Genomic DNA, 14493 nt, shown 5'->3' on the forward strand with positions numbered 1-14493 from the left:
TACATGTAGATAGACCGTGGCGCTAAAGCGCCGCGGTCTTTTGCTCAAAGAGAGGACAAAAGCCCGAACTTTCAAACGATTAAAAAAAATTCAAACGTTTCAAAGAATTTTGCTGCCGTTTTCCCGACCATAAACTTCTGTTATCCGCGACCTATATTCACCGGTTGACGATTTTTCTTTGCTGTGGAGAGAACGATATGAGCGAACGTTTGGAAGACATTGCCGTGCGTATGGTAACAGGTGGCCGTGGGCTGCTTGCAGCGGATGAATCGACGAGCACAATCGGCAAGCGGTTCGATACGATTGGACTTGAATCGACAGAAACGAGCCGCCGTGACTACCGCGAGATGTTGTTCCGTACCGACGAGGCGATGCGTCAGTATATTTCCGGCGTCATTCTCTACGAAGAGACCCTCCACCAGAAAGCCACAGACGGCACGCCCTTCGTTGACATCATCCGCGCAGCAGACAGCATTCCGGGCATCAAGGTCGATATCGGCGCAAAACCGATGGCAGCCTATCCCGGCGAAACCATCACCGAAGGTTTGGACGGCCTCGCAGATCGCCTGGCGAAGTATTATGAAGCCGGCGCTCGCTTCGCCAAGTGGCGCGGCGTCATCGCAATTTCCTCCTCGCTGCCGACTTGGGGCTCCATGAAGGCCAATGCGCACGCGCTTGCCCGCTATGCCGCACTCTGCCAGCAGGCCAACATCGTTCCGATCGTCGAGCCGGAATGCCTGATGGATGGCAAGCCGGGCGACCACAACATCGACCGCTGCGCGGAGGTCACCGAATGGACGCTGCGCACCGTCTTCGAGGAACTGGCCGATGCCCGTGTCAGCCTCGAAGGCATGATCCTGAAGCCGAACATGGTCATCGACGGCAAGAACGCCCGCAAGGCGTCTGTCGCCGAAGTCGCCGAGCGTACCGTCGAAGTTCTGAAGCGCACCGTTCCCTCCGCCGTTCCCGGCATTGCCTTCCTCTCCGGCGGCCAGTCGACCGAAGAAGCGTCGGCGCATCTATCTGCGATCAACTCGGGCTACGACCTGCCCTGGGCTGTCACCTTCTCCTATGGCCGCGCCCTGCAGGATACGGCCCTCAAGGCCTGGGGTGGCAAAGCGGAGAATGTCGCCGCCGGACAACGTGCCTTCGCCCACCGCGCCGAGATGAACAGCCTCGCTGCCAAGGGCAGCTGGAAGAAGGACCTCGAACAGGCCGCTTAAGCCCTTCTCGGCTTACAAGACAAACAGAACCGGCCGCCCAAAGCGGCCGGTTTTTCTATTGTAACAGCGACAAGTTTCCAGCTTCTGCAGCCAGCCGTTCGCAAGTAAGGATCAAGGCATCAGCCCGTTCGGAGCCGCCATGAAAACCGTTGCCTTCACGACCGTCGATGTTTTCACCTCCACCCGTTTCGAAGGCAATCCGCTGGCTGTCATGAGTGACGCGCGTGGTTTGACCGATACCGACATGCAGAACATCGCCGCGGAGTTCGGCTATTCGGAAGTCACCTTCGTGCTGCCGCCGGAGGATCCCGACAATACCGCCCGTATCCGTATCTTCACGCCGACCATGGAGGTGCCCTTTGCGGGCCATCCGAACGTTGGTACCGCCTATGTGCTTGGGCGGCAGGGCGAGGTGTTCGGTCGGCCCACCGGAGACAAGCTGCGCTTCGAGGAGAAGGCGGGACTCGTCGAAGTTGTCCTCAAGCGGGACCGTGGCGAGGTGCTGTCCGCATCCATTCGCGCGCCGAGACCGCTTGCTGTCGGCGACACAATCTCGGGGCACACCGTTGCCCGCTGCATCGCCATCGAACCAGACGAAATCCGCGTGTCCACGCATGGACCTGTTGTCCTATCGGCTGGGCTGAGTTTCGTAGTCGCCGAACTCGCGGACCTTGCCGCCCTCGGCCGCGCCCGACCGAACCTTTCATATTTTCAGGATGCGGCAGGGTCGACCATTGAAGGCAACCACGACTTCTCGCTGTTCGTCTACGTCCGCTCGCAGGAAAACCCGTGGATGATCCGCGCACGGATGTTTGCGCCGCTCGACAACGTGCCGGAGGATCCGGCAACCGGCAGCGCCTCGGCAGCCTTGGGCGCCTACCTCGTTTCGCTGGAGCCGGATGCGACTATGAGCGTTTCGCTGACCATAGAGCAAGGCGTCGAAATGGGACGCCGCAGCCTCATCGGGATCGACGTGGTCAAGCAGGAGGGGACGGTCACCGACGTCACGATTTCCGGAAGCTGCGCGCCAGTCATGGGCGGCGAAATCGCGTATTAGACGAAGAGGTCGCGGCCGATCAGCGCCAGCGCCCAGATTGCGAAGGCGATCAGCGCGATCTTCCAGAAATCCATGCGCCGACGCAGCCCTGGGACACCCAGCGGCTTGATCAACTGGATCGCCATCGCCAGGATGAGCAGCAGGGCGATCAGCTTGGTCATGTCTTTATTTTTCCATCTCTTCTGATTGTCACAGGACCGACATTTTTTCGCGTCACGACTGCATTTATTCATGCCGTAAAGGCATTTGGGGGCACAATCAATCTTCTCGAGGCTGGGCGACACCCGTGTGTTGCCATATGTCCTTTGACATTCAACGCATAGAGTCTGGGTATATGAAAAGAAATCTGCTGTCCGTCGCCTCACTTCTTTTCGGGACGCTCTTTCTCTTCATGGGCAACGGCTTGCAGGGCATCCTGCTTCCAGTGCGTGGCAACCTGGAAGGTTACGCAACGACCACCCTTGGGCTGCTCGGCACCTCCTGGGCGGCCGGCTTCGTCATCGGCTGCCTCGTTGCCCCCAAACTGGTGCGCCGTGTCGGCCACGTTCGCGCCTTCTCCGGCTTCATTGCGATTATCGCGATCATCGCGCTGGTCAGCGGCATCATTATCCACCCGGTCTGGTGGGTGCTCTTGCGCGCCGTGACAGGCTTTGCGACCGCCGGCACGTCGATGATCATCGAGAGCTGGCTGAACGAGCGCGCCACCAACGAAAGCCGCGGCGCGATCTTCTCGCTTTATATATCCATCACGCTCTTCGGCGTCGTGGCCGGCCAGATGATGATTCCGCTGGAGGATGTACGCACGCCCGTGCTCTTCATGATCTGCGGCATCTTCTACTGCATCGCGATGCTTCCGACGACGCTCTCGACCGCGGCCTCCCCGCAGCCGCTGAAGGCCGTCAAGCTCGATCTGCCGGCCCTTTACCGCAACTCTCCCGTCTCTTGCCTTGGCATTCTCCTCGTCGGTATCGCCAACGGCGCCTACGGTACGCTGGGCGCCGTCTTTGGTGCTGGCGCTGGCCTCTCCGATACCAGCATCGCCATCATGATGAGCTCGACGATCTTCGCCGGCGCCGTGATGCAACTGCCGGCCGGCCGCCTCTCGGACCGTATCGACCGTCGCTACGTACTGGCGGCAATGTCGGCGATTGCCGCTGTCGCCGGCCTGCTGCTGGCGATCCTGCACCCCGACTCGCCCTACTTCATTATCGGTCTCGTCGTGCTTTATGGCGCCGTTGCCAACACGCTCTATCCGATCGCCGTTGCGCACGCGAACGACTTTGCCTCCGCAGAGGACTTCGTAAAAGTCTCCGGCGGGTTGCTGCTCCTTTACGGCATCGGCACGATCATCGGCCCGACCATTGGCGGGCCCGTGATGTCGATGATCAACCCGCATGCCCTCTTCCTAGTGACGGCGATCGCCCATGTGCTGATCACCGCCTATGCCATCATCCGCAGCCGCATGCGCGCCGCCGTTCCGGTCGGCGACCGCGACGCGTTTACGACTCTTTCGACTGCCACCTCACAAACGCTAACGCCCGAAAGCATGTCGCTTGCCGACCGCGGAACCGCCAAGACTCCCGAAACCGGCGATCCTGCCCTAAAATATAACTGAGGCAGACAAGGGAGGATTGAGATGAGCTTCATCGATGACGACCGGCCGCAGAAGAAGATTGCGCATGAGATCGGTGGCGATCTTTCCGCCGTCTCGGTCGACGAATTGAGATCGCGCATTGAGCTGCTCAAGGCCGAGATCGTGAGAATCGAAGCTGAGGTGGCCAGCAAGACCTCGACAAGATCAGCGGCCGAAAGCCTCTTCCGCTCCTGATCGGCGGTTGGCTAAAGCAGCAAATCATGTTGCCGGAAAGGACTAAACCGGGACAGGTTTAAGCCGCGATTAAGCTTTATAAGGTATTACTGTACTCATCCAGATCTTCTCTGGATCTCAGACAGTTTTCCATGCGGTGAATTGGTCTGATTTTTCTCCCTGTTTTACCTTGAGAGCCGCTTTTGCGGCTCTTCTTTTTTATTGCGTTGGGGACCATTTCCATGAAACTGTGGAAGTTAACCCTTTCTTAAGAAACGCCTTGCGCAATTCCGCTAAAGCTACCATCTTAAAAGCATAAAGAGCGGCCGGAGAACCTTTTGCCTTCGGTCGACGTTACCTGACCATAAGTAGATGCGTGCAACAGGGACTATTTAAATGTCAGAGCTTGGATTGAACACGATCAGTTTTGCAGGTCGCGCTGCCTCATCCTCGCAGTTCAAGACACTGTATTCGGAAGGCATGTCGCTGGTTGAAGAAACCGCCGCCTATCTCGATGGCCAGGGTCGCGCAGCCTCGAAGGTTCTGCCGCGCATGGCATCCGTTCTCTACGCCGCTGAATCGATGCGCCTCACCACCCGCCTGATGCAAATGGCGTCCTGGCTGCTGCTGCAGCGCGCCGTCAACAACGGCGAGATGTCGCGCGATCAGGTTTTGGCCGAGAAGAACAAGGTTCGCCTCGACGGTTTCAACGTCGATCGCAACGCGCCGGGCTGGGGCGACCTGCCGGAATCCTTCCGCGATCTGATCGAACGCTCGCTGCGCCTGCAGAACCGCGTCGCCCTGCTCGACCGCGAAATCTACCGTCCGGCCGAAGCCCCGATCGTTCCTGACAACCAGAATAGCGTCCAGGCTCAGCTTAGCTTGCTGCAGACGGCTTTCAGCAACAACTAAGCCGCCTCGATACCGCATTCATGAAACCGGCTGCGTCGTGCGCGGCCGGTTTTTCTTTTGCGCGCCATGAGCTTTCAGCCGCTACGTTTTACCCAGATGCTTTGGCCAGAATTCCTGATGGACGGCAGCAGCTTCGTCTTCGATGTTCGGGCCATCGACGACGACGATGCGCGCGCCGGTTTCCAATATTGCCCGGCTCGGAACGTTCAGGCCGATCCCGGCAATCTCACCAAGTCGCGTCTCGGAGCACGCAAACACCATGCGCCCGATCCCCGACCAGTAAATCGCCCCGGAACACATCGCACACGGCTCGGTGCTGGTGTAGAGCGTGCAATCCGTCAGGAAAGCAGCATCGTACTTCTGCGCAGCGAGCTTGATCAGGTTCAACTCGGCGTGGTTCGTCATGTCGCGGCCGGTGAATACGCTGTTTTCGGCGCACAGAATGACCGTCCCGTCCTTGACCAGCACTGAGCCAAACGGCTCGTCACCCCGTTCCATCGCAGATTTCGAAAGCGCGATCGCTTCTCTTAGAAACGGCTCGTGGTTTTCCATCCCAGTCCCCCTTCAAAGCTGGAGCTGGATGATCTTGTCTTGGATCGAACGGATTTCCAAGAGGCCGCAACGCGGGTCCAAGAAAGCAAACAGTCTCGCGGGCAGAAAGCACGCAACAAAAAACCCCGCCGGAAGCGGGGTTCTTTCAATTCCACCAAGCGGCAGCGATTAGAGGCCGAGGCCGCCGAAACGCTTGTTGAACTTGGAAACGCGGCCGCCGCGGTCCATGAGCTGCTGGTTGCCACCAGTCCATGCCGGATGCGACTTGGAGTCGATTTCGAGGTTCATGACTGCGCCTTCAGAACCCCAGGTCGAGCGGGTTTCGTATTCGGTGCCGTCGGTCATGACTACCTTGATCGTGTGATAGTCGGGATGGATATCTGCCTTCATAACAATCTTCCTGCCATGCAACGTCCAATTTGACGCATATTCGTTGCGACAAGAGGACCGATTGAATAAATGAAGCCGCAGACGCAAAGGCTACGGCTTCCCATTAGGATGGGCTGCCTATACATGAAGGCCGGCAGGATAACAAGAGCCATCAGCCGCGGATGAGCGGTGTTGTAGGGGATCGGAGACGAATTGGCATACGCGGGTCAAGCAGGGGAAAAGAAGTCGCGATCGCTGAAGCCGCTAGGCCGGCTGACGCCCTATGTCGTGCGCTATCGCGGCCTGGTCGCCGGCGCTCTCGCGTCGCTTGCGCTTGCGGCCGTGACCTCGCTCGCCCTGCCGCTCGCCGTCCGCCGCATGATCGATCACGGCTTCACGCAGGCCGATGGCAGCTTCATCAACAGCTATTTCCTCATGCTGATGATCATGGCGGTCGTGCTAGCCGTTGCGAGCGCCCTTCGCTATTACTTCGTCATCACGCTTGGCGAGCGCGTCGTCGCCGACCTTCGCCGCGACGTCTTCAGTCACGTGACGCGGCTGTCGCCGGCGTTCTTCGACGTCAACCAGTCGGGCGAGATCGTCTCGCGCCTGACGGCAGATACGACGCAGATCAAGTCGGCCGTCGGTGCAACAGCCTCTGTGGCCCTACGCAATCTCATCCTCTGTCTCGGCGCGATGGGCATGATGATCGTGACCTCTCCAAAGCTGTCCAGCCTGGTGATCGGTGCGATCCCGCTGATCGTCTTCCCGCTCGTCGGCTTCGGCCGCTCGGTGCGGAAACGCTCGCGTTTTGCCCAGGATACACTGGCCGATGCCTCCGCCTTCGCCAACGAGACCATCGCCGCCAGCCGCACCGTCCAGGCTTTTGGCGGAGAAAACGCTGCGGCGGACCGTTATGGATCGGCCGTCGAAACGGCCTATGCTGCCGCCCGTGCCGCGATCCGCTCGCGCGCCCTGCTGACGGGAATCGCCATCACCCTTATCTTCGGCAGCGTCGTCGCTGTTCTCTGGGTCGGAGCCCACAACGTTCTCGCGGGCACGCTCTCTGCGGGCACGCTCGGCCAGTTCCTTCTCTACGCCGTTATCGCCGCCGGCTCGCTCGGCGCTCTGTCGGAAGTCTGGGGCGAGCTTTCGCAGGCCGCGGGTGCGGCTGACCGGCTGACGGAACTGCTCGACGAGGTTTCCCCGATCGCGGCGCCAGCAGCGCCTGTTGCGCTGCCGGCTCCTGCGCTTGGCCGTGTGCAGTTCAGTGACGTGCACTTCGCCTATCCATCACGCCCCGAACGATCAGCGCTGCATGGCCTGAGCTTCGACGTAGCTCCCGGCGAAACCGTTGCGATTGTCGGCCCCTCCGGCGCCGGCAAAAGTACAGTCTTCTCGCTGCTGCTCCGTTTCTACGACCCGCAGCAGGGCGCGGTGAAGATCGACGGTATCGAAGCGACGAGCACCGATCCCGACGAACTGCGCAAACGCCTCGCGATCGTGCCGCAGGATGTCACCATTTTTGCGGCTTCGATTCACGACAACATCGCCTTCGGTCGTCCAGAGGCCACGCGCGAAGAGGTGCGTGCGGCAGCCATTGCTGCTCAGGCAGACGAATTCGTCGCCCGCCTGGAGAAGGGATATGACACGGAAGTCGGCGAGCGCGGTATCACGCTCTCCGGCGGTCAACGTCAGCGGATCGCGATCGCCCGTGCCATTCTGAAAGATGCACCAGTGCTCCTGCTCGACGAGGCGACGTCCGCGCTGGACGCCGAAAGCGAAACACTTGTGCAAAAGGCCCTCGATGGGCTCATGACCGGGCGCACGACGCTTGTCATTGCCCATCGCCTCGCCACCGTGCTGAAGGCTGACCGGATTCTCGTTATGGATCAGGGTCGTGTCGTCGAAGAGGGAACGCATCAGACCCTCATTCGAGATGGGGGCATCTACGCCAAGCTCGCCAAGCTGCAGTTCGAAACTGGCGCCGGCGACTTTCTTGCCGCCGTGAAGTGATCATCGAATTACACGTCCCTTCTCAGCGAGCAGCCTGCGACGGTTGCATCGGCGTGTAATCTTTGCGTGTATATTGACATAATACACGCAAAGATTACACTCGGTTTCATGGACAGATTCATGTCGCAGCGCTCTGAGGGAGGCTCTGGTGAATTTAATAAGCTTTGCCAATATGTTGGTTGTGCTCGTCGCCATCGCCGTGGTGATATCGATGCTGCTGTGCTACCGCTCGCTCCGGGAGGCCCACGATTGGTCGCTGACCGACGCCCTGTCTGAGGAAGTCGAGTTGACGAAAACTGACGCAGCCGGAACCCCCATCGACGCCGCTGGCATCCCTCTCGCCGCAGGGCAGCTCCCACTAACCGTCACGATGATGAAAGCGAGTTCGAGCCGTTTCATCGCCCTTGTCGGAACCGTCGCGATACTGATGCTATACGTCGGCTTCGGCCTTGCCTGTCTTTATCGCTTTGCCAGCGTCAACGAGATACCCGACATGACGAAGGCGGCAAATTTCTTCTATTCCGGCCTCGTGCTTTTCGCGCCATACCTGATTAACAAGTTCTCGTCGGTCTTCTCGATCTTCAAGCCGTGATACCAGCGATTTCCTTTGCAGGACCCGTCAGTCGCGTCGGTTGCAAAGCGCGCAAATATCCCGATGGAATAGTTGCGTTTTTTGTTCTACGCTGCGGCTGTAGATAGGACAACATCCTGATTCCGGGAGAAAAATCGATGTATAAGTTCGAAGTTTACAAGGACAAGGCTGGCGAGTTCCGTTTCCGTTTCAAAGCGCCGAACGGCGAATCCATGTTCGGCTCCGAAGGCTATAAGGCCAAGGCATCGGCGCTGAGCGCCATCGAATCCATCAAGAAGAATTCTCCCGGCGCAGAAGTCGTCGACACGACGAAGGCTGAGGCCTGACCCATCAGGCGGCGCTAAAAGCGCCGCCTCTACACTGCTCGTCCGGCGACCCTGCCGGAAAAGATGCAACCGCCGAGGAAAGTTCCCTCGAGCGCATTGTATCCGTGCATACCTCCACCACCAAAACCTGCTACTTCGCCCGCGGCATAAAGCCCTGGAATAGGATCGCCGCCATGGCCGATCACGCGCGCGGATAGATCCGTCTCCAGACCACCCAGCGACTTGCGTGTCAGGATGTGCAGTCGCACGGCAATGAGCGGCCCAGCCCGCGGGTCAAGCAGCGCGTGCGGCTTCGCCGTCCGCATCAGCTTGTCCCCCAGGTATCGTCGCGCACCGCGGATGGCGGTGACCTGGCCGTCCTTGGAAAAGGCATTGGCGATCTCCCGGTCACGCGCCTCGATCTGCGTCCTGAGGCGGCTCGCGTCCACACGCTTCTCGCCGGTCAGTCCGTTCATGCCATCAACAAGCGCTTTGAGCGTGTCGCGAACGATGAAATCCTCGCCCCTATCCATGAACGCCTGGACCGGCCCTGGCGGCTCCTTGCCCAACCGCTTGAGAAGCAGGCGAATGTCCTTACCCGTAATGTCAGGATTCTGCTCGGAACCAGAAAGGGCAAACTCCTTCTTGATGATCGCCTTGGTGAGGATGAACCAGCTGTAGTCATGCCCAGTCGCGCAGATGGCTTTGAGCGTCGCCAGCGTATCGAAGCCGGGCATGGCAGGCGCATCAAAGCGGTTCCCATTGGCATCACACCAGAAGGAGGACGGACCCGGCAGGATACGTATCCCGTGATTGCGCCAGATGGGATCCCAGTTCTTCAGCCCCTCCGTATAGTGCCACATCCGGTCCGAATTGATCTCGCGGCCACCTGCGCGTTCGGAGATCTCGATCATTCGACCATCCACATGGGCAGGCACGCCAGCGACCATATCGGCCGGGGGCCGCCCTAGTCTGTCTACCGGCCATCTCCTGCGCACCGCGTCGTGATTGCCCCCGATACCTCCTGATGTGACGATCGTCACATCGGCCCGAACCTCGAAGAGCCCCGAAAAAATGCGGTTCGTCTCCCGCCCTCGCACGGAGGCGTCGGACTGAAGGACGGTGCCGCGGGCGCCGCAGACAACGCCGTCCTGAACAAGGAGATCATCCACCTGATGCCGGAACAAAAGCGTCAAAAGACCCTTTGCTTCCGCTTCACGCACCCGACGGACAAATGGTGCAAGCACAGCAGGCCCGGTTCCCCACGTCACATGGAAGCGTGGCACGGAATTTCCGTGGCCATGCGCCAACCCGCCTCCCCGCTCGGCCCAGCCGACGACCGGGAACCAGCGCATGCCGTACTGATGAAGCCACGAACGCTTTTCGCTTGCGGCAAATTCGAGATAGGCTTCCGCCCAGCGGCGCGGCCAATAGTCTTCCGGTCGGTCAAACGACGCTGACCCCATCCAATCCTGGCGTGCCAAGCCAAGGCTGTCACGGATCCCCATCAGCCGCTGTTCCGGGCTGTCGACGAAAAACAATCCGCCCAACGACCAGAAGGCCTGCCCGCCGAGGCTTTGTTCGCCTTCCTGTTCAACGATGCAGACCTTCCGCCCGCGATCCGCCGCTTCCGCCGCCGCCACCAGGCCGGCAAGACCCGCGCCGATGACCAGCACATCGCATTCAATCAAAAGCATTCTCCCCCAAATCTCCGCGAGCCTACGCGGAGCCCCGCTTGGCGACAACGCCACTTTTTTGTCACCGAGATTTTTTTGGCCGGATGTCGAAATGGGCTGATGTCACGTCTCATTGTATCGGAACGGTCTTCCGCCGATCCCCGAACGTTGCAGCTTTTCAGTTTTGGTTCTTAGATGCCTGCACGCCGGTCAACGCAACGAATCTGGAGGAATGCCACATGCAATATGCGCTCATCGTTCGTGAATCATCGCGGGATTTTGCCCGCCGCACCGATCCCACCTATCGCGACGGCTGGATCGCCTACACGCAGGCTCTGATTCAGGCCGGCATCATGACCGGCGGCGCCGGGCTGACCGCACCCGAAACCGGCACGGTGGTGCGACGCAAGGGCGAGGACCACGATGTGCAGGACGGCCCCTATCCCGAAGGTAAGGAACAATTGGGTGGCTTCTATCTGATCGACGTTCCGGATTTCGACACGGCGCTCGAATGGGCGACCCGTGTTCCGGTCTCCGCAGAAGGCTCGGTCGAGGTGCGCCCTCGCCTTCAAATGTGAGGTGGGCATGACCGCCGAAGCCGAGCGCGCCGCCGAAAGGGTGGCGCGCCAATCCTATGGCAAGTTGGTTGCCTTTCTGGCGGCCCGCTCCCGTGATCTGTCGGCCGCCGAGGATGCGCTGTCGCAAGCGCTCGTCGATGCCCTGCGGGTCTGGCCGGAGCGCGGCATTCCCGACAGGCCGGAGGCGTGGCTGCTGGTCGCTGCGCGGCGCAATCTCATGCAGGGGGCGCGCCACCGAAGTGTCCAGGAAAATGCTCGCCCGACCATCGCCCTGGCCTTCGAGGAGGCGGAGGCGAGGATGAACGACGCTGCTGCCGATGCATTTCCGGACGACCGCCTGAAGCTGCTTTTCGTCTGCACCCATCCGCAAATCGAAAAGAGCATCCACACCCCGCTGATGCTGCAAGTCGTGCTAGGCATTGACGCAAAAGCCATCGCGCAGGCCTTCGTCATTTCTCCTGCTGCAATGGGGCAGAGGTTGGTCCGGGCCAAGGCGAACATTCGCGATATCGGCATTGGATTTGCGATACCCGATCGACGCTCGCTGCCCGAGCGTCTGTCCGCCGTGCTCTCTGCAATCTACGCCGCCTACGGGCTTGGTTGGGACGATCTCGATGGTGCCGATGGCGGTCGCAGTGCACTTTCCAGTGAAGCCATCTGGCTCTGCCGCGCGCTGCTTTCGATGCTTCCCGACGAACCGGAGGTTAACGGGTTGCTTGCCTTGATGCTGTATTGCGAAGGTCGGCGGGCCGCGCGGCGCAATGCCGAGGGTGACTACGTCGCACTGGAACAACAGTCGACGGAGCGCTGGAATGCGATCATGCTTGCCGAAGCTGACGCGCTGCTCCGCAAGGCAGGTGCGGTCAACCGCTTCGGTCCGTTCCAATGCATGGCCGCCATTCAGTCCGTACATACTGCGCGTCGTCTGACCGGCACGACGAATTGGGACGCTCTCCTAACCTTCTATGACGCCCTGCTGATGATGCAGCCAACGGTCGGCGCCCGCGTCAGCCGTGCTGCCGTCCTCAGCCGCACCAAAGGCGCCCAAGCCGGACTGGATTGCCTGGCCAGCATGGACGCAAAGGAAATCAAAGCCTATCAACCCTATTGGGCCGTTCGCGCGCATCTGCTGACGGAAGTCAGGAACTATCGGGAAGCGGAGACCGCCTATCTCTCGGCAATCGGCCTCAGCGACAGCCCCGCTGTGCGTGGCTTTCTCCTCGATCGCCTCGCGAACGTTCGAACGGGCGTCGCATAAACCTACTTTTCGGTCAGCTTCAGCTCGATACGACGGTTGGTGGCGCGCGCCTCCGGCGTATCGCCTGGCGTGATCGGCTGGAACTCGCCGAAACCGGCGGCGACAAGACGGTCGGCCGGCACGCCGCGGGAGATCAGGAACTTGACGACCGAGATCGCACGCGCGGACGACAGCTGCCAGTTGTCGCCATAACGACCGGTGCCGGCGAGCGGGACGTTGTCGGTATGCCCGTCGACACGCAGCACCCAGTTGATCTCGGGCGGGATTTCCTTGGCGACGTCGAGAAGCGCGGTCGCAAGCTTTTCCATCTCGACCTGCCCATCCGGATTGAGGTCCGCGCCGCCGGAAGGAAACAGTACTTCCGACTGGAAGACGAACCGGTCACCGACGATCCTGATGTTTTCGCGATCGGACAGAATTTCGCGCAGGCGCCCAAAGAAATCGGAGCGGTAGCGGTTGAGCTCCTGCACGCGTTGCGCGAGCGCGACGTTCAGGCGACGGCCAAGATCCGCGATCTTCGTCTGCGAGCTCTGGTCCTTCTGCTCGGAGGCCTGTAGCGCGGCTTCAATGGCGGCAATCTGGCTACGCAGGGCAGCAATCTGCTGGTTCAGCAACTCGACCTGGCTCATCGCCCGGTCGCTCATCTGCTTCTGTTCGTCGAGCTCTTTTGTCAGATTACCGACACGCGCTTCCGCAGCGCTCTGGCCGCCCGAGCCGGCATCAAGCAGCGCCTTCAACCGCGATCGCTCGCCTTCAGCCGACGACAGGGCCGCCTGCAGATTGGCGACACTGTCCTCAAGATCCTGATTGCTTCCCTTCTCCAGCGCCAGAAGCTGCGTCAACTCGTTGATCTGGCTGTTCAGACGGTTGAGAACCTCGTCCCGGCCGGAGATTTCACGACTCAGGATATACTGGCCGACCACAAAAACGGTCAGCACGAACATGATGGAGATCAGCAGCGTCGACAGTGCATCGACGAAACCTGGCCAATAGTCTATCGCGCGCTGAGGGCGACGATTGCGGGCGAGAGCCATGGGTTACTTGCCCTCGGTCTTTTCGGTTTGCGGCACGCGTTGAGAGCGTTCGTTCGAACCGTGCTTTTCTTGGGCGCCGATCCGCTCGGCTAGGCGATCGAGAGTGCGGCGCATCGCTTTCGTCTCGTCTTGCTGGGCCTCGATCCAGTCACGCAGCATTTGCTGCTCATTTCGCATGTTCTTGACCAAACCCTGAATGCCTTCGGCAAGGTTCGCCATTGCCGCAACCGACCTCTGCGTGCCGCCGCTGCCCTCTTCCGAGATCCTGCGCATATATTCGGAAAGCGCGCGAACGTCGTCCGGCGAGACTGCCGAGTTGGGACTGATCGCGGGCATGGCCACATCCGAGCCGACATCTGTCACCGACGAAAGCCAGTTCTCCAGTTCCATGTAGAAGCGGTTCTGCGCACGGCCTGCCTGCAGATCGAGGAAACCCAGGATGAGCGAGCCGGACAGACCAAGCAGCGAAGACGAGAACGCCTGGCCCATGCCGGAAAGCGGCATCGACAGCCCTTCCTTCAGTGCACCGAGAACATCGGTCGAACCATTCGAACCCGCGTCAAGCGTCTGAATGACCGAACTGATCGAGCCGATCGTACCGATAAGACCCCAAAAGGTGCCGAGCAGACCGAGGAACACCAGGAGGCCGATCAGATAGCGCGATACGTCGCGCGATTCATCGAGACGGTTGGCAATGGAATCGAGAATGGAGCGGAATGCCGCGGTCGAAATGCCTGCCGAAGCGCTGCGGTTGCCAATCAGAGTCCGCATCGGCGCGAGCAGCTTCGGGTTGCGGCCGACCTTGTCGGCGCTGCCCGCAGCACGGAATGAATTGAACCACCGCACTTCCGGCCTGAGCGACAGCACATGGCTGAAAACCAGGATGATGCCGACGGCCAAGACCCCGAGGATCAAACCGTTGAGGCCGGGATTGTGCATGAAGGCAGTCTGGGCTTGCCGGAATAGAATGGCGGCAATGAACCCGACGATGATCAGAAACAGCACCATCGTCCAAAGAAACGGCATCGGACTGGAAAGTTTATAGCTGTAATTGCCCGTGGTTTTTTCGGTCGAGCCGAACTCCGCCACATTCACATTTTCCATAGGTTCCGCA

Annotated in this window: 16 protein-coding genes; 10 read left to right on the plus strand and 6 right to left on the minus strand. The window is 60.1% G+C overall.

Annotation, left to right across the window (positions count from 1 at the left end; all coding sequences use genetic code 11):
- The first annotated feature begins 197 nt into the window (after positions 1-197).
- Entirely contained in the window at positions 198-1223 is a 1026-nt protein-coding gene (locus FHT77_RS14785; protein WP_183755733.1) for a class I fructose-bisphosphate aldolase, read from the plus strand.
- Between the two features lie 139 nt (positions 1224-1362).
- On the plus strand, positions 1363-2280 hold the full coding sequence (locus FHT77_RS14790; RefSeq protein WP_183755734.1) for a PhzF family phenazine biosynthesis protein: 918 nt from the start codon (positions 1363-1365) through the stop codon (positions 2278-2280).
- Here FHT77_RS14790 and FHT77_RS14795 read toward each other — a convergent pair.
- Positions 2277-2441, minus strand: coding sequence for a hypothetical protein (locus FHT77_RS14795; RefSeq protein ID WP_016557171.1), 165 nt, complete (start codon positions 2439-2441; stop codon positions 2277-2279). The two genes, FHT77_RS14790 and FHT77_RS14795, sit on opposite strands and share 4 nt — an antisense overlap.
- A 173-nt stretch (positions 2442-2614) precedes the next feature.
- On the opposite strand from FHT77_RS14795, the gene FHT77_RS14800 reads away from it, so the two are divergent.
- The 3 genes from FHT77_RS14800 to FHT77_RS14810 all read left to right on the plus strand — a co-directional run bounded on the left by FHT77_RS14800 (position 2615) and on the right by FHT77_RS14810 (position 4999).
- Positions 2615-3895, plus strand: coding sequence for an MFS transporter (locus tag FHT77_RS14800; protein WP_183755735.1), 1281 nt, complete (start codon positions 2615-2617; stop codon positions 3893-3895).
- A gap of 21 nt (positions 3896-3916) precedes the next feature.
- A complete protein-coding gene (locus FHT77_RS14805; protein WP_183755736.1) occupies positions 3917-4108 on the plus strand; it encodes a DUF1192 domain-containing protein in 192 nt (63 codons plus the stop codon).
- Positions 4109-4483: 375 nt separating this feature from the next.
- Positions 4484-4999 carry a DUF1465 family protein gene (locus tag FHT77_RS14810; protein WP_016557168.1) on the plus strand — a complete coding sequence of 172 codons (516 nt, stop codon included), beginning with the start codon at positions 4484-4486 and terminating at the stop codon, positions 4997-4999.
- 81 nt (positions 5000-5080) lie between these two features.
- Here FHT77_RS14810 and FHT77_RS14815 read toward each other — a convergent pair whose 3' ends face one another.
- Both FHT77_RS14815 and rpmE read right to left on the minus strand, forming a co-directional pair.
- Positions 5081-5551, minus strand: coding sequence for a nucleoside deaminase (locus tag FHT77_RS14815; RefSeq protein ID WP_183755737.1), 471 nt, complete (start codon positions 5549-5551; stop codon positions 5081-5083).
- A 168-nt stretch (positions 5552-5719) separates the two neighbouring features.
- Positions 5720-5941, minus strand: a complete 222-nt coding sequence (gene rpmE, locus FHT77_RS14820; protein ID WP_007527409.1) for a 50S ribosomal protein L31 — start codon at positions 5939-5941, stop codon at positions 5720-5722.
- A gap of 192 nt (positions 5942-6133) precedes the next feature.
- Between rpmE and FHT77_RS14825 the strand changes: the two genes are divergently transcribed.
- The 3 genes from FHT77_RS14825 (at position 6134) to FHT77_RS14835 (ending at position 8854) form a co-directional block, all read left to right on the plus strand.
- Positions 6134-7936: an ABC transporter transmembrane domain-containing protein gene (locus tag FHT77_RS14825; protein ID WP_183755738.1), complete on the plus strand. Its 1803-nt coding sequence runs from the start codon at positions 6134-6136 to the stop codon at positions 7934-7936.
- 148 nt (positions 7937-8084) lie between these two features.
- Positions 8085-8528 (plus strand): hypothetical protein, encoded by a 444-nt coding sequence (locus FHT77_RS14830; protein ID WP_183755739.1) that lies wholly within the window; start codon positions 8085-8087, stop codon positions 8526-8528.
- 137 nt (positions 8529-8665) lie between these two features.
- Entirely contained in the window at positions 8666-8854 is a 189-nt protein-coding gene (locus FHT77_RS14835; protein ID WP_007527415.1) for a YegP family protein, read from the plus strand.
- Between the two features lie 29 nt (positions 8855-8883).
- Here the strand turns inward: FHT77_RS14835 and FHT77_RS14840 are convergent, their stop codons facing one another.
- Positions 8884-10530 (minus strand): FAD-binding dehydrogenase, encoded by a 1647-nt coding sequence (locus tag FHT77_RS14840; RefSeq protein WP_409527455.1) that lies wholly within the window; start codon positions 10528-10530, stop codon positions 8884-8886.
- A gap of 218 nt (positions 10531-10748) precedes the next feature.
- Between FHT77_RS14840 and FHT77_RS14845 the strand changes: the two genes are divergently transcribed.
- A complete protein-coding gene (locus tag FHT77_RS14845; RefSeq protein ID WP_016557162.1) occupies positions 10749-11087 on the plus strand; it encodes a YciI family protein in 339 nt (112 codons plus the stop codon).
- Positions 11088-11094: 7 nt separating this feature from the next.
- Entirely contained in the window at positions 11095-12345 is a 1251-nt protein-coding gene (locus FHT77_RS14850) for an RNA polymerase sigma factor (RefSeq protein ID WP_183755740.1), read from the plus strand.
- A gap of 2 nt (positions 12346-12347) precedes the next feature.
- Here FHT77_RS14850 and FHT77_RS14855 read toward each other — a convergent pair whose 3' ends face one another.
- Both FHT77_RS14855 and FHT77_RS14860 read right to left on the minus strand, forming a co-directional pair.
- Complete coding sequence (locus FHT77_RS14855) at positions 12348-13379, minus strand: peptidoglycan -binding protein (RefSeq protein ID WP_183755741.1); 1032 nt, start codon at positions 13377-13379, stop codon at positions 12348-12350.
- Positions 13380-13382: 3 nt separating this feature from the next.
- Complete coding sequence (locus tag FHT77_RS14860) at positions 13383-14483, minus strand: flagellar motor protein MotA (RefSeq protein WP_183755742.1); 1101 nt, start codon at positions 14481-14483, stop codon at positions 13383-13385.
- Between the last annotated feature and the right edge of the window lie 10 nt (positions 14484-14493).

The sequence above is a fragment of the Rhizobium sp. BK181 genome, assembly GCF_014193305.1.
Taxonomy (GTDB): domain Bacteria; phylum Pseudomonadota; class Alphaproteobacteria; order Rhizobiales; family Rhizobiaceae; genus Rhizobium.